General features: G+C 69.0%; 22 protein-coding genes. 11 read left to right on the top strand and 11 right to left on the bottom strand.

Annotated elements, in window-relative coordinates; translation table 11 throughout:
* Positions 1–145 precede the first annotated feature (145 nt).
* Positions 146–631: a Dps family protein gene (locus tag KYX17_RS16740; protein WP_137416773.1), complete on the top strand. Its 486-nt coding sequence runs from the start codon at positions 146–148 to the stop codon at positions 629–631.
* A gap of 61 nt (positions 632–692) precedes the next feature.
* Here the strand turns inward: KYX17_RS16740 and KYX17_RS16745 are convergent, their stop codons facing one another.
* The 4 genes from KYX17_RS16745 to KYX17_RS16760 form a co-directional block, all read right to left on the bottom strand.
* The gene (locus KYX17_RS16745; protein WP_243228052.1) at positions 693–1,274 is read right to left on the bottom strand and encodes a flavin reductase family protein; all 582 of its coding nucleotides are present in this window, start codon (positions 1,272–1,274) and stop codon (positions 693–695) included.
* A gap of 61 nt (positions 1,275–1,335) precedes the next feature.
* On the bottom strand, positions 1,336–2,454 hold the full coding sequence (locus tag KYX17_RS16750; RefSeq protein ID WP_243228053.1) for an NAD(P)-binding domain-containing protein: 1,119 nt from the start codon (positions 2,452–2,454) through the stop codon (positions 1,336–1,338).
* 39 nt (positions 2,455–2,493) lie between these two features.
* Positions 2,494–3,138, bottom strand: a complete 645-nt coding sequence (locus KYX17_RS16755) for an NAD(P)H-binding protein (protein ID WP_243228054.1) — start codon at positions 3,136–3,138, stop codon at positions 2,494–2,496.
* Positions 3,139–3,174: 36 nt separating this feature from the next.
* On the bottom strand, positions 3,175–3,585 hold the full coding sequence (locus KYX17_RS16760) for a YchJ family protein (RefSeq protein ID WP_243228055.1): 411 nt from the start codon (positions 3,583–3,585) through the stop codon (positions 3,175–3,177).
* Between the two features lie 79 nt (positions 3,586–3,664).
* Here KYX17_RS16760 and KYX17_RS16765 point away from each other — a divergent pair, with 79 nt between their 5' ends.
* Genes KYX17_RS16765 through KYX17_RS16775 form a run of 3 tightly spaced genes read left to right on the top strand, consistent with a single transcriptional unit; the run spans position 3,665 to position 6,149 of the window.
* The gene (locus KYX17_RS16765; protein ID WP_374208963.1) at positions 3,665–4,597 is read left to right on the top strand and encodes a VOC family protein; all 933 of its coding nucleotides are present in this window, start codon (positions 3,665–3,667) and stop codon (positions 4,595–4,597) included.
* A gap of 29 nt (positions 4,598–4,626) precedes the next feature.
* A complete protein-coding gene (locus KYX17_RS16770) occupies positions 4,627–5,115 on the top strand; it encodes a hypothetical protein (RefSeq protein WP_243228057.1) in 489 nt (162 codons plus the stop codon).
* Positions 5,115–6,149, top strand: a complete 1,035-nt coding sequence (locus KYX17_RS16775) for an aromatic acid exporter family protein (RefSeq protein ID WP_243228058.1) — start codon at positions 5,115–5,117, stop codon at positions 6,147–6,149. The genes KYX17_RS16770 and KYX17_RS16775 overlap by 1 nt, the downstream gene beginning before the upstream one ends.
* Before the next feature lie 6 nt (positions 6,150–6,155).
* Here KYX17_RS16775 and KYX17_RS16780 read toward each other — a convergent pair whose 3' ends face one another.
* The 4 genes from KYX17_RS16780 to KYX17_RS16795 all read right to left on the bottom strand — a co-directional run bounded on the left by KYX17_RS16780 (position 6,156) and on the right by KYX17_RS16795 (position 8,688).
* Positions 6,156–6,521: a TraR/DksA C4-type zinc finger protein gene (locus KYX17_RS16780; protein WP_243228059.1), complete on the bottom strand. Its 366-nt coding sequence runs from the start codon at positions 6,519–6,521 to the stop codon at positions 6,156–6,158.
* 69 nt (positions 6,522–6,590) lie between these two features.
* Positions 6,591–6,998 carry a hypothetical protein gene (locus KYX17_RS16785; protein ID WP_243228060.1) on the bottom strand — a complete coding sequence of 136 codons (408 nt, stop codon included), beginning with the start codon at positions 6,996–6,998 and terminating at the stop codon, positions 6,591–6,593.
* 53 nt (positions 6,999–7,051) lie between these two features.
* Positions 7,052–7,642 carry a nucleoside deaminase gene (locus KYX17_RS16790; RefSeq protein ID WP_243228061.1) on the bottom strand — a complete coding sequence of 197 codons (591 nt, stop codon included), beginning with the start codon at positions 7,640–7,642 and terminating at the stop codon, positions 7,052–7,054.
* A 50-nt stretch (positions 7,643–7,692) separates the two neighbouring features.
* Positions 7,693–8,688, bottom strand: a complete 996-nt coding sequence (locus KYX17_RS16795) for a PHP domain-containing protein (RefSeq protein WP_243228062.1) — start codon at positions 8,686–8,688, stop codon at positions 7,693–7,695.
* 87 nt (positions 8,689–8,775) lie between these two features.
* On the opposite strand from KYX17_RS16795, the gene KYX17_RS16800 reads away from it, so the two are divergent.
* The gene (locus KYX17_RS16800) at positions 8,776–9,684 is read left to right on the top strand and encodes a 5'-3' exonuclease (RefSeq protein ID WP_243228220.1); all 909 of its coding nucleotides are present in this window, start codon (positions 8,776–8,778) and stop codon (positions 9,682–9,684) included.
* Here the strand turns inward: KYX17_RS16800 and KYX17_RS16805 are convergent.
* From KYX17_RS16805 to trpD, 3 genes are all read right to left on the bottom strand, one after another.
* On the bottom strand, positions 9,615–10,916 hold the full coding sequence (locus tag KYX17_RS16805) for a CynX/NimT family MFS transporter (RefSeq protein WP_243228063.1): 1,302 nt from the start codon (positions 10,914–10,916) through the stop codon (positions 9,615–9,617). The two genes, KYX17_RS16800 and KYX17_RS16805, sit on opposite strands and share 70 nt — an antisense overlap.
* A 55-nt stretch (positions 10,917–10,971) precedes the next feature.
* The gene (locus tag KYX17_RS16810; RefSeq protein WP_137416761.1) at positions 10,972–11,460 is read right to left on the bottom strand and encodes an aromatic ring-opening dioxygenase LigA; all 489 of its coding nucleotides are present in this window, start codon (positions 11,458–11,460) and stop codon (positions 10,972–10,974) included.
* A 101-nt stretch (positions 11,461–11,561) separates the two neighbouring features.
* Positions 11,562–12,626, bottom strand: coding sequence for an anthranilate phosphoribosyltransferase (trpD, locus tag KYX17_RS16815; protein WP_243228064.1), 1,065 nt, complete (start codon positions 12,624–12,626; stop codon positions 11,562–11,564).
* 177 nt (positions 12,627–12,803) lie between these two features.
* Between trpD and KYX17_RS16820 the strand changes: the two genes are divergently transcribed.
* The 6 genes from KYX17_RS16820 (at position 12,804) to KYX17_RS16845 (ending at position 18,989) form a co-directional block, all read left to right on the top strand.
* Positions 12,804–13,445, top strand: coding sequence for a heme-copper oxidase subunit III (locus KYX17_RS16820; protein ID WP_243228065.1), 642 nt, complete (start codon positions 12,804–12,806; stop codon positions 13,443–13,445).
* Between the two features lie 19 nt (positions 13,446–13,464).
* Positions 13,465–14,268, top strand: coding sequence for a c-type cytochrome (locus tag KYX17_RS16825; protein WP_137416758.1), 804 nt, complete (start codon positions 13,465–13,467; stop codon positions 14,266–14,268).
* Between the two features lie 37 nt (positions 14,269–14,305).
* Positions 14,306–15,385, top strand: coding sequence for a ubiquinol-cytochrome c reductase iron-sulfur subunit (locus KYX17_RS16830; RefSeq protein ID WP_243228066.1), 1,080 nt, complete (start codon positions 14,306–14,308; stop codon positions 15,383–15,385).
* 44 nt (positions 15,386–15,429) lie between these two features.
* Positions 15,430–17,214, top strand: coding sequence for a cytochrome bc complex cytochrome b subunit (locus KYX17_RS16835; RefSeq protein WP_243228221.1), 1,785 nt, complete (start codon positions 15,430–15,432; stop codon positions 17,212–17,214).
* A 116-nt stretch (positions 17,215–17,330) separates the two neighbouring features.
* Complete coding sequence (gene hpxO, locus KYX17_RS16840; protein WP_243228067.1) at positions 17,331–18,509, top strand: FAD-dependent urate hydroxylase HpxO; 1,179 nt, start codon at positions 17,331–17,333, stop codon at positions 18,507–18,509.
* A 72-nt stretch (positions 18,510–18,581) separates the two neighbouring features.
* Positions 18,582–18,989, top strand: coding sequence for a rhodanese-like domain-containing protein (locus tag KYX17_RS16845; protein ID WP_243228068.1), 408 nt, complete (start codon positions 18,582–18,584; stop codon positions 18,987–18,989).
* Positions 18,990–18,996: the final 7 nt, after the last annotated feature.

Raw genomic sequence — 18,996 nt, forward strand, 5'->3', positions numbered from 1 at the left:
CCGACGTTAGCCGCAGGTTCCCCCGAATCCCGTCTGCGGCACGATTTCCGATCGTGTGAGCCCAGCCTCATCTTGCTTGCGGAATTTCTCCGGCTGGCTAGCGTTTCATTCAGCAGATGCGACTGCCCCAACGGAAGGCTTTGTCATGACGAAGAACCAGACCATCCCCGCCAGCGCTGCCGACCCGACCGTCGCCGCCGGAGCCGCGCAGTTCCTCACCCCCGTCACTCTCGGCCTGCAGGCCCTCGCCGTCACCGGCAAGCAGGCGCACTGGAACGTGCGCGGCGCGAACTTCATCGCGATCCACGAGCTCCTGGACTCCGTCGTGGAGCACGCGCAGGGCTGGGCCGACGAGACCGCCGAGCGCATCGTCGCCCTGGGTCTGCCGGTGGATGCGCGCCTGTCCACGATCGCTGCGAAGGTGGCGCCCTCGTCGGTGCCTGCCGGCTTCACGCAGTGGGACGACATGATCCGTCACGTCGTGGCCGACATCGACACGATCATCGTCGACGTCCAGACGGCGATCGACGGCCTGGACGAGATCGACCTCACGAGCCAGGACATCGTCATCGGTATCCGTGCCGGCCTCGAGAAGGACCGCTGGTTCCTCTCGGCCCACCTCGCCGAGTAAAGCGGACCACACGACAAGACCCCCGCCCTCCGAGGAGGCGGGGGTCTTGTCGTGAAAGGGGTCAGTCGATCCGCGAGTGGTCGCCGAGCCGGTGCCACGAGCGGTTGTGGTAGACCAGCGCGTCGCCGTGCTCACCGGGCTGCACGTCCCGGTTGATGCCCGACTGCAGGGCGTGGGCTGCGATGACGGTGGATCCTCCCGCGTTCATGCGCTCGATGATGGCGCAGCGCACCCAGGCCCGGACGCCGTTGTAGACGGGCTCCCCGGTGACCAGGCGGCTCCAGCTCTCGGTGTCAGCGAAGCGGTCGATGCCGCTGGTCGATGCCAGCTTCGCGACACCGAGGTCGTCGCTGTCGAGCAGGTGGACCACGACGGTGTCGGCCGCGAGGATCGCGGGGGTGGCCGACGACAAGGCGGAGACGGAGAAGATCAGCAGCGGCGGCTCCGCGCTCACCGACGAGACCGAGGTGGCGGTCAGCGCGACGGGGCCATCCGGTCCTTCAGCAGTGATGACCGCAACGCCGCCGGGGTGGCCGCGGAACAGCGCCTTGAACTCGTCCGGCGACAGCGAGGCGCCGGCGAAACGGTCGCGCTCGGCGCTGTGCTCGCCGAGCGGGTTCGACAGGGGTGCGGGAGTGGTCATACTTCGACGCTACGACTTTCATGTTTCGGGTAGGGCACGCGGCGACACACAGCGCAACGCATCATCCGGCGATCGCCACCTCGGGCGCCTCCAGCACGCCGTCCGCCATCAGCTGGCGCACGGCGGAGCGCCCGGCCCGGTTGGCACCGACCGTGGACTGCGAGGGCCCGTAGCCGATGAGGAACAGCCGCGACTCGTCCAGCGCGCGTGAGTCCTCGACCCGGATACCGCCCGCCGGTGTCCGCAGCCGAAGCGGCGCCAGGTGATCGAGAGCGGGGCGGAAGCCCGTCGCCCAGAGGATCACGTCGGCAGGTTCCAGGGTGCCGTCGGGCATCCGTACGCCGTCGGGCTCGATCGCGCGGAACATCGGATGCCGCACGAGCACACCTCGCCGCTCGGCTTCGCGCGCCCACGGGGTCCAGTGCATCCCGGTGACAGAGATGACGCTGCCGGCGGGAAGGCCCTGACGCACCCGCTCCTCGACGCCGGCGATCGCCGCGACACGCGCAGGGATGTCGAACTCGTCGTCACGCCATTCCGGCTCGCGCCGGGTGACCCAGAACGTGTCCGCGACACGTGAGATCTCCTCGAGCAGTTGCACCCCCGACACGCCGGCACCGACGATCACCACGCGCTTGCCCGCGAACTGCTCCGCGGAGACGTAGTCGTGCACATGCAGCTGCGTGCCGCGGAAGCTCTCACGCCCCGGCACCGCCGGCCAATGGGGACGCGTCCAGGTACCCGTCGCGTTGATCACGTATCTCGCCGAGAAGCTCCCCGCATCCGTGTCGACCCGCAGCCGCTCCCCGTCACGCGAGACGGCCCGTACGCGAACGGGGCGGCGCACCCGGAGGTCGAAGCGTTCCTCGTAGGCGGCGAAGTACGGCGGGAGCACGTCGCGGCTGGACGACGCGGGATCGGCCGGCGGAACCGGGAAGCCGGGGAGCTCGTGGATACCGTTCACGGTCGCCATCCGCAGCGACTCCCACCGGTGCTGCCATGCCCCGCCCGGGGCGGATTCGGCGTCGAGCACCACGAAGCTCCGCGAATCGCGGCCCGGTGCATCGAGGGGGCGGAACCCCCGACGGTGCAGGTGGTAGGCGGCGGAGAGTCCCGCCTGACCGGCTCCGATGACGACGACATCCACGGGCACGCCGACGGCGGGATCGGATGCGGTCATGCTCTCGTCAACGCCCGCGCCGCGCGGCGCATTCCACGCTCAGGCGGACAGCGCCTCGGCGATCGGTGTGTCGCCCGCTCCGAAGCGGATCGTGCGTCGAACGGTCGCGGGATCGGCGAGGGTCGCGGCGATCACCGCGGCGACATCGGCACGGGAGACCTCTCCCCGCCCCGTCGGTTCGGTGGTGATGTGCCCCGTCGCCTCATCCGAGGTCAGGGTCCCGGGCCCGAGCACGGTCCACTCGAGGGAGCTGCGTCGCAGGTGCTCGTCGGCCGCCAGCTTCGCGTCGGCGTAGGGGAAGAACGAGTCGGAGGGGTCGATCCCGTGATCCGGCGAGGAACCGATCCACGAGACCATCACGAAACGCGAGGCGCCGGCCGCCTCCGCCGCATCCGTGGCGCGGATGGCGGCGTCACGATCGACGGCGTAGGTGCGGGCCGCGTCGCCTCCGCCGGCGCCCGCCGACCACACCACGGCGTCGAAGCCGGCGAAGGCGTCGGACAGCGTCTTCGTGTCCGCGGCGGCGACGTCCAGAACCAGCGCGCTCGCCCCCGCCGCGCGCACGTCGTCGATGTGGTCGGGGTTGCGCACGACGGAGGTGACCTCGTCGCCCCGCGCCACGAGCAGGGGGGCCAGCAGGAGGGCGATCTTGCCGTGTCCACCGATGATGAGGATGCGAGACATGGAGCGTCCTTTCGCGTTGTGAGACTCTGATCCAGCCTACGAAGCCGGGGCGGAACCGGGGCCGGGCGGATCGAGGACACCGTCGAGATACCACCATCGGGCGCTCTGCTTCACGAACCGACTGCGTTCGTGAAGCACACCCGATGAAGAACCCTCGCGCCACGCCGCACGAAACTCCACGGTGCCCTTGCGGTCGTCCGGTGTCCCTCCGACCGTGTCGAGGATGCTGAGTCCTCGCCAGCGCACGTCTCGGTCGAGGGTCAGCTCCGACGGTCGCGTGCCCGGATGCCAGGTGTCGATGAGATAGTCCGCGTCCAGACGGACGAACGCCGTATACCGCGAACGCATGAGCGCCTCCGCGGTCGTCGGGGGCGTGCCCGCCAGTGCGGGACCGCAACACTCCCCGAAAGAGCGGTCACTCCCGCAGGGACACGACTGTTTCTCCATTCGACGATCCTCGCCCGCTCACCGATCCGACGCAATAATCGCCGTCGCGTCGATGTTGCACTCTTCAGCAGCCGAAGAGATGAGCACCATGAACAGCGCACCCGCCCCCCTATCCGGGGAACTCCTGCCCGATGACACGATGATGGATGCGGTGACCCTCCGCGTCGGCGATCTCGAGAAGATGACCGGCTTCTACGGGTCCGCGATCGCGCTGGAGCCCATCGAGGAACGCTCTCGCGGGCGCGAGGTCCATCGCGTCCTCGGACGCGGCGGAGTCCCCATGGTGCGCCTTGTGCACACACCTGACCTGCCCCTCGCCGCGCCCGGCTCGGCCGGGCTCTTCCACACCGCGTTCCTCTTCGAGGATGCCGCGACCCTGGCCGCCACTGTCTACCGGACCGCCCAGGACGGCCGCGCCCGGTTCACCGGATCGAGCGATCATCTCGTCAGCGAGGCGTTCTACTTCACGGACCCCGAGGGCAACGGCATCGAGTTGTACACCGACCGGTCACGCGATCTCTGGCGTCACGTCGACGGCGAAGTGCAGATGGACACGTTGTTTCTGGACCCGAACGAGTACCTGCGCACGCACCTCACGCAAGACGGTCTCGATCGCGTGTCGGCCGAGCCAGGCCGCGTCGGACACGTCCATCTCCAGGTGGGCGACATCGCCCCCGCCCGTCGGTTCTACGTCGACGCGCTCGGCTTCGCACCCTCGTTCACCGCTATTCCGACCGCTCTGTTCGCGTCGGCCGGCGGGTACCACCATCATGTCGCGATGAACACCTGGAACAGCGCGGGCGCTGGTCCCCGGGCGGCGAGTCTCGGCCTGGGCGAGCTGGCACTGGCCGTGCCCGAGCGTGCCGCGCTGGACGCGCTGACCGACCGGCTGCGCCGCGTGAACGTCGCGTTCGACGACGACGGTCGCGCGGTGACCGCGTACGACCCCTGGGGCACCAGGGTCACGGTGACCATCGACGGCACGAGTACGGACGAGCTGCTGACACGGTGATGCGGCGCCGCGCCACGTACCCTGAACGGGTGGCCTCCGACACCGAAACCCTCCGCTTCGTCACTCCGCGCGGCCGCCTGCTCGTGCTTGCAGCGCTGTGCGCCGTGATCACCGCGATGGGTGTGGTCATCGTCATCCTCAACATCGACAACACACCGAGTCTGCTGCTCGGCGTCGCCGTCGTCGGCATCTTCGGGCTGGGCGGCGGATTCTCGCTGATCGGCCAGTTCCGAAACGCGACCGTGCTGCGAGCAGACGCCGAGGGCATCCGGGTCGCACGTATGGGTGCGGCACCGTGGGGCGACGTCGATCGGATCGCCACCACCGCCAAGGGAGAGCTCGGCATCCGGATGCGCCGCACCGAGGCCCTCCTCGCCGGCGCGCACAACAGCCACACACGCGAGAGCCTGCGGGCGCAGCGGGAGCGCAGCGGCGGATACGACCTGACCTTCACCGCGCACGACCTCGGGTGCCCGCCCTCGGATGCCGCACGGTCGCTGCGCGCGCTCCAGCCCTGATGGCACGCCTCTCGCTCCCGGTCACGGTGCGCGCGACCCAGCGCGCACCACTGCTGCTGGTCGTCAAATCCGCCGTCGCGACCGTGGGGGCATGGCTCCTCTCTCAATGGCTGATCCCGGGTCCACCACCGGTGTTCGCGGCGATCGCCGCGGTCCTGGTGGTCCAACCGAGCCTGAACCAGTCGTTCACGCGCGCGATCGAACGCTCCGTCGGCGTCATCGCCGGCGTGCTGCTCGCGTCCGCGCTCGGGCTCGCGTTCGGCAACAGCACCTGGGTCGTGCTGCTCGCCGCGGGTGCGGGGCTGCTCGTCGCCTGGGCGCTTCGCCTGTCCCCCACCGCCTCCACGCAGATCGCGATCAGCGCCATCCTCGTGCTCTCGCTGGGTCCGGCCACCCCCGACTACGCGCTCGATCGGATCCTGGAGACCTTGCTGGGTGCGGCCATCGGCTTCGTCGTCAACATCGCCATCGTCCCTCCCGTGGCGATCGCCCCGGCCCGCGAGGCGACCGATCGACTGTCGACGGAACTGGCCGCATCCCTGGACCGACTCGCCGACGCACTCGAGACGCAGCGTTCCCCGGGCGAGCTGGAGGCGCTGATGGTCGAGGCGCGGCTCCTGCGCCCGATGCGGGATGCGGCGGAGCGCGCGATCGGTGGCGGAGCGGAATCTCTCGCGCTCAATCCCCGCAGCCGGCGGCATCGCACGGAGCTGGCCGAACTCAGGGACCGCCTGGATCTCTACACGCCGATCGTGACGCAGGTCACCGGCATGACCCGTGCCGTGTACGACCATTACGCGCCCGAGATCGTCACCGACCCCCAGGTCCGAGCCCTCGCGGAGCAGATGCGCCGCGCGGCGCACGACCTGGAGCGCACCCGCGGTTCGCAGGCGGCACCGATCGACGAGCCGCCCGCGCTCACCACGCCGCTGCAGATCGCTCGTCCGCCCTCCGCGCACTGGGTGCTCATCGGCTCACTGCTGGAGGATCTGCACCGCATCCACCACAGCCTCACGGAACGTGAGGACGCCTAGGAGAGGTCAGCGGCGGCGCTCGGCGCACGGAACGCACAGCGTGGCCGTCGGACGCACGAGAAGACGACCGACCGGGATGTCGCGCCCGCACGACGCGCATACCCCGAAGGTTCCCTCCTCCAGTCGGTGCAGCGCATCGTCGACCTCGTCGATCTCGGCGGCCGCCGCACGACGCAGCCCCTCCAGCCGGGACCACTCGTCACTGAGCGTGGCACCCTCGGGGTCGTGCTCGTCGTCGGCGCCCGCAGGATCGTTGCGGGCGTCCTGCACGCTACGGATGTCCTCACCCCGTGCCGTCAGGCGCGCCAACGCGTCGCGGCGCAACGACGTCAGCAGCTCGGCGAACACGGCGGGGTCGATCTGGTCGTTCACACACCCATCGTGCCCGGAGTCACCGTGAATCCGAGAGGCTGGACTTCGACCGCATGATCGTTCACAGGCTCATCGTGCCGTGACGACCACCGTGAACTCGAGGGGCTGGATCCCGCCGTCCGTGTTCGTCATCGTGACGCTCGTTGTCCCGGCCGACAGCGCGCGCACGCCCGGATTGAAGGTGGCGCTCCCGTCGTCCTTGCCCGCGACGAACTCGGCGACGGCCCCGTCGGCGACGGTACCGGTGTAGCTGTCTACCGCGAGGTCGCCGGTGTCGATGTTCAGCGTCTGACCCACGACCAGATCAACGCTGGCTCCCTGGAGATCTCCCGCCGACACGGTCACGGGCGCGACGATGTCGCCGCCGATCGGCGTCACGTCCCCGGTCGGCGACGACGAGGATGCGGGCGAGCAGCCCGCCAGGAGAAGGGACACGGCGACGACGGCGACACCGAGCGAGAGCCTACTGAGCTTCATGTGGTCAGTATCGCCGCGCGGCGTCCCCGCCGTCGGTTACGATCGCGCAACGGTCAGTCGACGGCGCCTCGCGCGTTGTACACGACGGAGTCGCTCGCCCCGTACGCCCGGTAGACCTCGACGGCCTCGTCGTGACGGATGCCGATCGTCACGCGGATGCCGCGGCGCTCGAACTGGGCGGCCCAGTCGTCCACGACGGGTCCTTCGTCGAAACCCGTGAGCTCCTCGAGGAGCGGGCCCTCGCCGGCGACGACGAGCGAACGCACGCCGCTCCACATCGTGGCCCCGTAGCACATGACGCACGGACGCCAGTTGACGACGAGTTCGAGCTCGGCACCGTCCGCGCCCAGGTCCCAGCGCCCGAGTGCGGTCTGCGCGAGGCTCAACGTCGTCACTTCCGCGTGCATGGAGGTGAGACCCGAGGCGAGCACGACGTTCACGCCCGCCGAGACGAGGCGCCCGGTGGCCGAATCCACCACGATCGCCGCGAACGGCCCGCCGCTTCCCTCGCGCCAGTTGCGATCGGCGAGGGCGTTGACGAGATCCATCCGCTCCTCCGCGGTCGGAAGCACCTCGGGGAGCGAATCGAGCTCGTCGAGGAGCCAGGAGGGCAGGGAGGCGGAGATCGAGGAAGCGAGAGGCATGAGGACATCCTGTCCGGGCCACATGTCGGCCCTGTTACACGCCGGCGCGCTCAACGATCGCGTGCCAGCCAGGACCGGAGCCGATCCAGCGGCCACGTCGTGACGGTCCGCTCCGCCGGCACACCCGCGCGCTCGGCCCGCGCAGCACCGTGGTCGAGGAGCGACAGCTGTCCCGGCGCGTGGGCGTCGCTGTCGATCGCGAACAGGCAACCCGCATCCAGCGCGATCGCGATCAGCTCGTCCGGCGGATCCTGCCGTTCGGGTCGGGAGTTGATCTCCACCGCGACGCCGCGCTCGGCGCAGGCCGCGAACACGCGCTCCGCATCGAAATCGGATGGCGGGCGCGTCCCGCGCGAGCCTTCGACGAGGCGTCCGGTGCAGTGACCGAGGACGTCCGTGTGCTCACCGCGCACGGCTCGCAGCATCCGTGCGGTCATCTCGGCACCCGCCATCCGGAGCTTCGAGTGGACGCTTGCCACGACGACGTCCAGCCGCGCGAGCATCTCCGAGGTCTGATCGAGTGACCCGTCTTCGAGGATGTCGACCTCGATGCCGCTGAGCAGCGTGAACCCGTCCCCGGAGTACCGCGGGAGTTCCTCGAGTTGCTGTGCGAGCCGTTCAGCCGTGAGGCCGTTGGCCACGCGCAGCCGCGGCGAGTGATCCGTGAGGGCGACGTACTCGCGGCCCATCGCACGCGCCGCGTCCGCCATCGCCGCGATGGGCGCCTGTCCGTCGGACCAGTTCGAGTGCGCGTGAAGATCGCCGCGAAGTCGAGCGAAGAGCGTGCTCGACTCCTCCGGCGCAACGCGGTCCCTCAGCTCCGCCAGGTAGTCGGGGACGACGCCCGACGCGGCCTGCAGGATCACCTCGAGCGAGCTCTTCCCGATCCCTTTCGTGCGCCGCAGGGTCTCAGGGTCCGACCGCGCCGCCTGCGGCAGCTCGGCCACCGCCTCTGCTGCCGCACGAAAGGCCTGGGACCGATAACGCGACGCGCGCTCGCGTTCGAGCAGCGTCGCGATCTCGCGGAGCGCGTCGATGGGATCCATCGCCCCAGTGTGCCCGCGTCCGCCTCACGTGTCAGGGGCACTCGCGAAAGCCGACGCGCGTGGCAGGATGAGCCCGTGTCCCGCCTCATGCTCCTCGACACCGCATCGCTGTACTTCCGCGCCTTCTATGGCGTCCCCGATTCGGTGAAGGCTCCGAACGGACAGCCGATCAACGCCGCCCGCGGGCTGCTCGACATCGTCACCAAACTCGTCAGCACCTACGAGCCGACCCACCTCGTCGCGTGTTGGGACGACGACTGGCGCCCCGAATGGCGCGTGCAGCTCATCCCGAGCTACAAGACCCACCGCGTGGTCGCCGAGGTGGAGAGCGGCCCCGATGTCGAGGAGGTCCCCGACCCGCTGGAGGCGCAGATCCCGCTGATCCGCACGTCCCTCGACCTGCTCGGCATCCCGGTCGTCGGGGCCGCCGCGCACGAGGCGGACGACGTCATCGGCACTCTGGCGACGGATGCGGGGATGCCCGTCGACATCGTCACCGGCGACCGCGACCTGTTCCAGCTCGTCGACGACGCCGCGGAGGTTCGTGTGGTCTACACGGCCCGCGGCATGAGCAATCTCGAGATCGTGACGGATGACGTCGTGCGCACGAAGTACGGCGTCGCACCCCACCAGTACGCCGACTTCGCCGTGCTCCGCGGCGACGCATCCGATGGTCTGCCGGGGGTCGCGGGCATCGGCGAGAAGACCGCGGCCACGCTGCTCACCGCGCACGGAGACCTCGCGGGCATCATCGCCGCGGCGACGGCCGGCGAGGGAATGAGCGCGGGGGTACGTGCGAAAGTCGCCGCCGGCGCCGACTACCTGGCCGTCGCCCCCACGGTCGTCCGCGTGGTGCGGGACCTCGAGCTGCCGGCATTCGACGCGACCCTTCGTGAGGTCTCCCCCGACGCTGCGGCGTTCGCCGATCAGTGGGGTCTGGGAACCGCGTTCGCGCGGGCCACGAAAGCCATCGCCGCGAGGATCGCGACCGCGTAACCGACCGCGACGGCGAGCATGAGAACCAGCGGCCCCTGCCATCCGCCGGTCGCCTCGTGCAGGGCACCCGCGATCGGAGCGCCGAAGGCCCCGATGCCGTAGCCGCCACCCTGGACGAGGGCGGAGATGGTCGTGGCCTCCGCATCCGTGCGGGCCACGGTGACGACGGCGGAGAAGATCGCGACGAACCCGCCCGCGTGCGCGAGTGCGCCGAAGGACAGCCACAGCCACATGAGCTCGGGAGCGCACAGCATGCCCACGGTCAGCGTCAGCCAGCAGGCGCTGATGGTCAGCGGCACGACGATGCGCGGGGTGTAGCGGGCGAGAACCGGCACGAGGAAGGACCCCGCGATGGCCACGCCCTGGAAGATGGAAGCGAGCGCGCCCGCACCGGATCGGTCGAGCCCCAGCTCGTCGGCTCCGATCGAGGGCAGCCAGGTCGAGAGCGCGTAATAGATGGTGACCTGGAGCGAGAAGGCGCCTAGCAGCAGCCAGACCACCGGCCGCCGGAAGACGCCGCCTTTCGCGGACACGACGGGCAGCGGCCCCGTCAGCGCTGCGACGTCGTCGACGGAACGCGCGCCGGCGGATGCGGCGGAGGGCGCGCCGGAGAAGCGTTCTCCCCACAGCGCACCTCGCCGACGCTCCCGCGCGAGATGCACGCTCCACACGGCGACCCCAGCGAAGGTCAACACGGACCAGCCCACCAGAGCGAGGTTCCAGCCGACAACCTCGGCGATCGGAGCGGTCAGCAGCGACGTCACCAGCGAACCCGCGTTGAGTGTCGCCGTGTAGGACGCGGTGACGAACGCGACGCGGTCCGGCGGCACGTCGCGACGGATGACGACCGGGATCACGACGTTTCCGATCGTGATCGCCGCACCGATGACGATCATCCCCGTCAGCAGCGCGGGATAACCGGGAAGGGCGCGGATCGCGGTGCCGAGGAGGACGCCGGTCAAGGTCACCAGCAGGGCCAGCTCGGCGCCCGCGCGACGGATCACGAGAGCCGCGATCGGCGTGAGCAGCGCGAACATGAGCACCGGCGCGGTGGTCAACAGTCCCGCGGATGCCGCCCCGATCCCCAGATCGTCCTCGATCTGGCGGATCACCGGCGTCGGAGCGACGATCGGGCCACGCAGGCTCAGCGCGGCGACGAGCAGCCCGATGACGACGAGGAACGGAAATGCCCGCCCCGCACCCCCAGCATGGGGCGGGGCGGGCGGGCTCATCCGTCCAGTCTATGAATGCGGGTCGGATCGGGCGTCACGCCGACCCGCGACCGGATCAGGCGCCGGAGACGTTCGAGCGACGAACGACGACCGGAACCGCGGCGAGCCGGTAGATGGCCGAGCCGAACAGGATCGACAGCACGCCGATTCCCATTGCGAACGCGGCGACGCCGAAGGAGACGACCGAGGTGAACAGCGAGGCGCGCAGGAACGAGGCGTTCATCATCGTGGCGCGCACCGGGTCGTCGCGGTCGAGTTCGGCGTAGGTGGCACCGTTGGACGCCTCGAGCGCGTGGTGCTGGATGATGTCAGCCTGCACGTAGGCGGTGAAGGGACCGTCGACGACCTGCCCCTGGAAGGCCATCGCGTCGTCGGGGACGACGATGTTCTCGGCACGAAGCTGCGACGAGACCATGACCCAGACGGCGATGCCCACGACGATGAGGGCAACGCCGCCCAGGATTCCCAGGACTGCGGCGATCTTGACGAAGCCGACCTTCTTGGCGGGCGCCTCGATGGTGTCGGCGGTGGTGGCGGTGGACATCTCTGCTCCTCGGTGGGTTAGAACGGTGGTGCTTCGAACCTAGGGGTGCGCTGTGAGCCGCCGAAAGAGGGGGCGCCGTGAATATCGGCCCGCCAGGACGCTCAGCCCGCCGCGAGTTCCTGCGTCGTCGCCGCCCACGTCGCGAGCGTGCGCTCGGCCACGCCGCTGTCGATCGCCGCTGCCGCCTCGTCCTTCGCCTCGGCGAGGCGCTCGAGGATCGGACGCTGCACCTCGGCCGCGTCCTGCGACAGACGGTACGACACGAGCCCGGCCGCCGTGTTGAGCAGCACGATGTCGCGCACCGGACCGCGTTCGCCCGCGAGCACCCGGCGTACGACGTCGGCGTTGTGGGCGGGCGAGCCGCCGATGAGCTCGGAGATGTCGGCGAGCGGGATGCCGAGATCCCGCGGATCCAGGTCGTGCTCGTGCACGTCTCCGCGTGAGATCTCCCAGATCCTGCTGTGGCCGGTCGTGGTCAGCTCGTCCAGCCCGTCGTCGCCGCGGAACACGAGGGCCGTCGCACCGCGGGTGCGGAAGACTCCCGTGATCAGCGGCACGCGGTCGAGGTGCGCGACGCCCACGGCGTTGGCCTCCGCGCGCGCCGGGTTGCACAGTGGGCCCAGGAAGTTGAAGACCGTCGGAACGCCGAGTTCGGCCCGCGTCGGTCCGGCATGGCGGAACCCCGGATGGAACGCCGCCGCGAACGCGAAGGTGATGCCGGCGCGCTCGAGCGTCGTCGCGACCGCATCCGGGCTGAGGGTCAGATCGATACCGAGCTCGCGCAGCACGTCGGAGGAGCCCGAGGAGGAGCTCGCCGCCTTGTTGCCGTGCTTGACGACCGGCACTCCGGTGGATGCGGCGACGATCGCGGCGGTCGACGAGATGTTCACGGTGCCGAACCGGTCGCCGCCGGTCCCGACGATGTCGAGCACATCGGCGGGCACGGGAAGCGGGAGGGCGGCCGCGAGGATCGCGTCGCGGAAGCCCACGATCTCGTCCACGGTCTCACCCTTGGCGCGGAGCGCGATGAGGAATCCGGCCAGCTGAGAGGGCGTCGCCTCGCCCGCCATGATCTGCTGCATCGCCCATGTCGCATCCGACACGCTGAGGTCGGCACCCCCGAGCAGTTCCGTGAGGATGTCGGACCAGGTGCGCACGGGGAACATGGTTCCCGATCCTACCGAGCGCGTCCGCCCGACGGCGGCCATGACCCGGCCGCCCGGATCACCGGATGCCGAGCGTCTTCACGGCCGGCTCGCCGCATTCTCTTAGGTCGCCCTAAGCTGCGACAAGGCCCGTTCGGGGGCACGAGGTGCAAGAGTCAGCCGTGAATATCGGTCATAATGGTGAGCGTGACGACGCCAGCGACATATAACCAGGCCCTCCGTTCGGTCAAACGGCCAGATCCGGTCGCCGTGGGGACAATCGTCTGGCTCGGCAGCGAGGTGATGTTCTTCGCGGGTCTGTTCGCGATCTACTTCACCCTCCGCAGCACCTCGCCCGACCTGTGGGCCCAGGAGACCGAGCTGCTGAACGTTCCGTTCGCAGCCGTCAACACCCTGATCCTGGTCCTGTCCAGCTTCGCGTGCCAGTTCGGCGTCTTCGCGGCCGAGCGCTTCCAGCCCTACCGCACCGGTTCGTTCTGGAACCTGCGTCGCTGGGGCATGGTCGAGTGGTTCTTCCTCACCTTCTTCATGGGAGCCGTCTTCGTGTCCGGCCAGGTGTGGGAGTACGCCCAGCTCGTCGCCGAGGGGATGCCGATCTCGGCGAACGCCTACGCCTCCGCCTTCTACCTGACGACCGGCTTCCACGCCCTGCACGTCACCGGCGGTCTCGTCGCGTTCCTCCTCGTCATCGGCCGCGCCTACGCGGTCAAGAACTTCGGGCGCAAGGAGATGACCACCTCGATCGTCGTGTCCTACTACTGGCACTTCGTCGACGTGGTCTGGATCGCCCTGTTCCTCGTCATCTACTTCCTGAAATAAGAAGCCGGAGTCCTGCACCATGGCACGTGAGAAGAAGCGGCGCACCTCCGGTCGTCGAAGCCCCCTGGCCGCCGCCGCCCTGATCGGCATCGGCCTCCTGATGACCGGCGGCATCTACGCCGGCGCGTCGGCCGCGATGGCGGCCACCACCGAGACGCAGACCGCCGCATCCCAGCTCACCGTGGAAGACGGCAAGAAGCTGTTCCAGGCGAACTGCGCCACCTGTCACGGTATGGATCTCCAGGGCACCGAGAACGGCCCGTCGCTCTACGGCGTCGGCGAGCTTTCGGTTCACTTCCAGGTCTCGACCGGTCGCATGCCCCTGCAGGCTCAGGCACCGCAGGCGCCGCAGAAGCCCGTTCAGTTCACGGACGAGCAGACCGAGGCGATCGCCAAGTTCGTCCAGTCGATCGCTCCCGGTCCGACCTACCCGGCGTCGGAGGTCCTCGACGGCGAGGGAGACGTCTCCGCCGGGGCCGAGCTCTTCCGAATCAACTGCGCGATGTGCCACAACGTGGCCGGAGCCGGTGGTGCACTCACCGAGGGCAAGTACGCCCCCGACCTGCACACGACCAGCGCGCTGAACATGTACGCCGCCATGGTCACCGGACCGCAGAACATGCCGGTCTTCAGCGACATGAACCTCACCCCCGAGGACAAGCGCGACATCATCTCGGCGCTGCTGTACATGCAGAAGACCGAGTCCCCCGGTGGCTTCTCGCTCGGCTCACTCGGCCCCGTCTCGGAGGGCCTGTTCATCTGGATCTTCGGCATCGGCACGCTGATCGCCATCACGGTGTGGATCACCGCGAAGTCCAACTGATCTTTTTGACGAACTGACGGAACGTACGAGGAGCACCATGGCACACGAGGACGACGCGCTCGAGCACGAGAGGGCTTCCTGGAAGCCCTCCAGCGGGCTCGCCGTGACGGTGTCCGACCCGGTGAAGAACCCCGGTCTGCCGCCCCACCGCGAGCGCGTGACCGACAAGGACCCCGCCGCGATGAAGCGCGCCGTCCGCACCGTGTACACGCTGTTCTACCTGTCGGTGGCGGCATCCGTGTGGGCCGTCGTCGCCTACATGGTCTTCCCCATCGAGAGCGGCTCCATCGCGGCCATCCGCGACAACAACCTCTTCATCGGACTCGGCATCGCCTTCGCGCTGCTGGCCATCGGCGTGGGCGCGATCCACTGGTCGAAGGCGATCATGTCCGACAAGGAGTTCATCGAGCCGCGTCACGCGACGCGCGGTCGTGACACCACCCGCGAGGCGGTTGTCGAGGCCCTGACCGTCGCCAACGAGGAGTCCGGATTCGGGCGCCGAGCGATGATCCGCAACTCGCTGTTCGCCGCTCTCGTCGCCTCCGTCGTGCCCGGCGTGGTCCTCTTCCGGGGCCTCGCTCCGGAGTCGAGCCCGGACAACCCCTATGCGGGCGACCCGGTGCACCTGCTCAGCCACACGATGTGGAAGAAGGGCATGCGCCTCGCGCACGACCCCAGCGGTCGCCCGATCAAGGCATCGGATGTCACCCTCGGCTCCGCGTTCCACGTGATCCCCGAAGAGCTCGCCTCCCTCAGCCACCACGACGGCTACCTCGAGGAGAAGGCGAAGGCGATCGTCCTGCTCATGCGCATGCCGCAGGACGTGCTCATCGAAGCCGAGGACCGCAAGGACTGGTCGTACGACGGCATCGTCGCGTACTCCAAGGTCTGCACCCACGTCGGATGCCCCGTCGCCCTCTACGAGCAGCAGACGCACCACCTCCTCTGCCCCTGCCACCAGTCGCAGTTCGACGTCTCCGACGGCGCGAAGGTCATCTTCGGGCCGGCCGCGCGTCCGCTGCCGCAGTTGCCCATCGCGGTCGACGACGAGGGCTACCTCGTCGCCCGCAGTGACTTCACCGAGCCCGTCGGTCCGAGCTTCTGGGAGCGCCATTGAGCACCGCAACCCACCCCACGGAGAACGTCACGACGGAACCCGCGATGCCTGCGCGCTCCTCGGAGCGCAGCAAGCCCCTCGGCGGCCGCTTCGTCGGCGCCGCTGCGAACTATCTGGATGAGCGCACGAGCCTCTCGGGTCTCGTCAAAGAGCTCGGTCGCAAGATCTTTCCCGACCACTGGTCGTTCATGCTCGGCGAGATCGCGCTGTGGAGCTTCGTCGTCGTGCTGCTGTCCGGCACGTTCCTGACGTTCTTCTTCCAGGCCTCCATGGTCGAGACGCACTACTACGGCGCGTACGAGCCCATGCGCGGCATTGCGATGTCCGCGGCGCTCGAGTCCGCGCTGCACATCTCGTTCGATGTGCGCGGCGGCCTGCTGGTGCGTCAGATCCACCACTGGGCAGCGCTCGTGTTCGTCGCCGGTATCGGCGTGCACATGCTGCGCGTCTTCTTCACCGGCGCGTTCCGCAAGCCCCGCGAGCTGAACTGGGTCATCGGTTTCATCCTCTTCATCCTCGCGATGGCGGAGGGCTTCACCGGCTACTCCCTCCCCGACGACCTGCTCTCGGGTAACGGTCTGCGCATCATCGACGGCATGGTCAAGGGCATCCCCGTCGTCGGCACGTGGATCTCCTTCCTCCTCTTCGGCGGCGAGTTCCCCGGAACCGACATCGTCGGCCGTCTCTACACGTTGCACATTCTGCTGCTGCCGGCGATCCTGATCGCGCTGCTGGCACTGCACCTGGTGCTCATGATCATCAACAAGCACACCCAGTTCGCCGGCCCCGCCCGCACGAACAGCAACGTGGTGGGCTACCCGATGGTGCCCGTGTACGCGTCCAAGATGGGTGGCTTCTTCTTCCTGACCTTCGGTGTGATCGTTCTGATCGCCTCGCTGTTCACGATCAACCCGATCTGGAACTACGGCCCGTACGACCCCTCGCCCGTGTCGGCCGGTACGCAGCCGGACTGGTACATCGGCTTCGCCGACGGCGCGCTGCGCCTCGTCCCGCCGCACCTGGAGTTCGTCTTCCTCGACCGCACCTGGTCGTGGAACATCCTCCTGCCGCTGCTCATCCTGGGCCTGTTCATCGTCCTCGTGCTGATCTACCCCTTCATCGAGGCGTGGATCACGGGTGACAAGCGCGAGCACCACATCGCGCAGCGTCCGCGCAACGCGCCGACCCGCACGGCCATCGGCGCCGCGGGCGTCACGTTCTACGCGGTTCTCTGGGCCGCGGCTTCGTCGGACATCATCGCGACGCACTTCCATCTGACGATGGAGGGCGTGATCCACACGCTGCAGGCTCTGCTCATCGTCGGCCCGATCATCGCCTACTTCGTCACGAAGCGCCTGTGCATCGCGCTGCAGAAGAAGGATCGCGAGATCGCGCTGCACGGCTACGAGTCCGGCCGCATCGTGCGCCTGCCCGGCGGTGAGTACATCGAGGTTCACCAGCCCGTCGACGAGTACGAGCGCTGGAAGCTGGTGGACTTCGAGGTCAACGAACCGCTGGTCGTACGCCCCAACGCGCAGGGCCGCATCCCGTGGCACGAGAACATGCGTGCATCGCTGTCCCGCTGGTTCTTCGAGGACCGTCTGACCCCGGTCACGCAGGCCGAGGTGGATGCTGCCCTGGCGCACCAGCACCACGAGCTCGACCACATCGACGCCGAGGAGACGGCAGAACTCGAGGGCGCCGCCGAGCGCGCCGCCGCCGAGGGCCGCCCGACCGTCGCCCTGCACGACAAGGCAGAGGTCGAGATCCCCGCGCCGAAGTTCCTCGAGGGCGCAGAGAAGCCCGAAGCGGACGACGACAAGAAGTAGTCGCGGTCAGATGGAGAGAGGGCCCCGATCCGCGGATCGGGGCCCTCTCTCCATCTGTGCTCATCGATGTTGGTGTCTGTAACATTCCCGTGACAGCGCCTCGCTAGCGTGACAATGTGCGAGTCATCATCATCGGAGCAGGCATCGGCGGAACGAGCGCGGCGATCGCGCTCGCCCGGCTCGGCCACGACGTTCACGTCTACGACCAGATCCGCGAGAACCGCCCCGTGGGTGCGGCGCTCTCGCTCTGGCCCAACGGCGTCAAGGTCCTGAACTGGCTCGGCCTCGGCGACGAGGTGGCCGCTCTCGGCGGCCGTATGGACTACATGGCCTACGTCGACGGGCTCGCCGGAGACGAGATGTGCCGCTTCAGTCTCGACCCCGTCACCCAGCAGACGGGCCAGCGCGCCTACCCGGTCGCCCGCGCCGACCTCCAGGCGTTGCTCATGGACACGGTCGGCGGCGACCGCATCCACCTCGGGATGCGGATGACGGGTATCTCCGAGGCGGACGACGAGGTCACCGTCACGTTCGAGGACGGCAGTACCGCACAGGCTGACCTGGTCATCGGGGCAGACGGGGCGCGCTCACTCACCCGCGAGTACGTGCTGGGTGCGCCCACGGAACGTCGATACTCGGGATACACGAACTTCAACGGCCTCGTTCCGGTCGATGCCCGCATCTCCCCCACCGACCAGTGGACGACGTACGTGGGCGAGGGAAAGCGCGTGTCGGTGATGCCCGTCGCCGGCGATCGCTTCTACTTCTTCTTCGACGTCCCGCAGCCCTCGGGGCTCCCCTACGACCGTAGCGAGGGCGTCGCGCCGCTGCGTGAGGCGTTCGCCGGATGGACGGAGGGGGTACAGATCCTGCTCGATGCCATCGATCCGGCGACGTCGCTCAATCGCGTCGAGATCTGGGACATCGATCCCTTCCACACGTGGACGCGCGGTCGCGTCGTCCTGCTCGGGGACTCCGCGCACAACACCGCCCCCGACATCGGCCAGGGCGCCTGCTCGGCCCTCGAGGACAGCTTCGTGCTCGGCCTCGTCTTCGCGACCACGACACTCGGAGTCCCGGACGCCCTACGGCGGTATGAGGCTGCGCGCACGGCTCGGGCCGGCGACCTCGTGCTCAGGGCGCGTAAGCGGGCCGCCGAGACCCACGGCTTCGACCCGGAGACCACGGCCGCATGGTATGCGGGGCTGCGCCAGGAGACCGGAGAGAACGTCATCCGCGGAATCGTCGGCAACATCGTCGACAGCCCCGTCACGATCGGTGGTCTCCTGACCTGACAGGCAGGATCCCGCCGGTCCACGGCCGTTCTGACTACTGCCCGCCGGCCCCAGGATGCCTAGAGTCGCAGCATGCAGGATGCACGCAGCTACTTCTCTTCCAAGCTCGCCCACGAGACCGACGCTTCCGACGTCTTCGCCGCACAGCGCGCCGGTGAGGAGTTCATCCTCGTCGATGTGCGCAGCGCTGCAGCGTGGGACCAGGGCCACATTCCCGGCGCCATCCATCTTCCGTACCGCGAAATAGCGGAGCGCGCCGCAGAGCTCGTTCCCAACGGCGCCGCTGTCGTCGTCTACTGCTGGAGTCCCGGATGCAACGCGGGCGCGAAGGGGGCTCTCGCCTTCGCCGAGGCGGGCTACGCGGTCAAGGAGATGATCGGCGGGTACGAGTACTGGGTGCGCGAGGGATATCCCGCTGAGGACGCCTCCGGGCCTCTCCCGCGCCACCGCGACCCGCTCGTGTCGATCGTCGCACCCTGAGGCACCG

The sequence above is a fragment of the Microbacterium sp. CIAB417 genome, assembly GCF_022788845.1.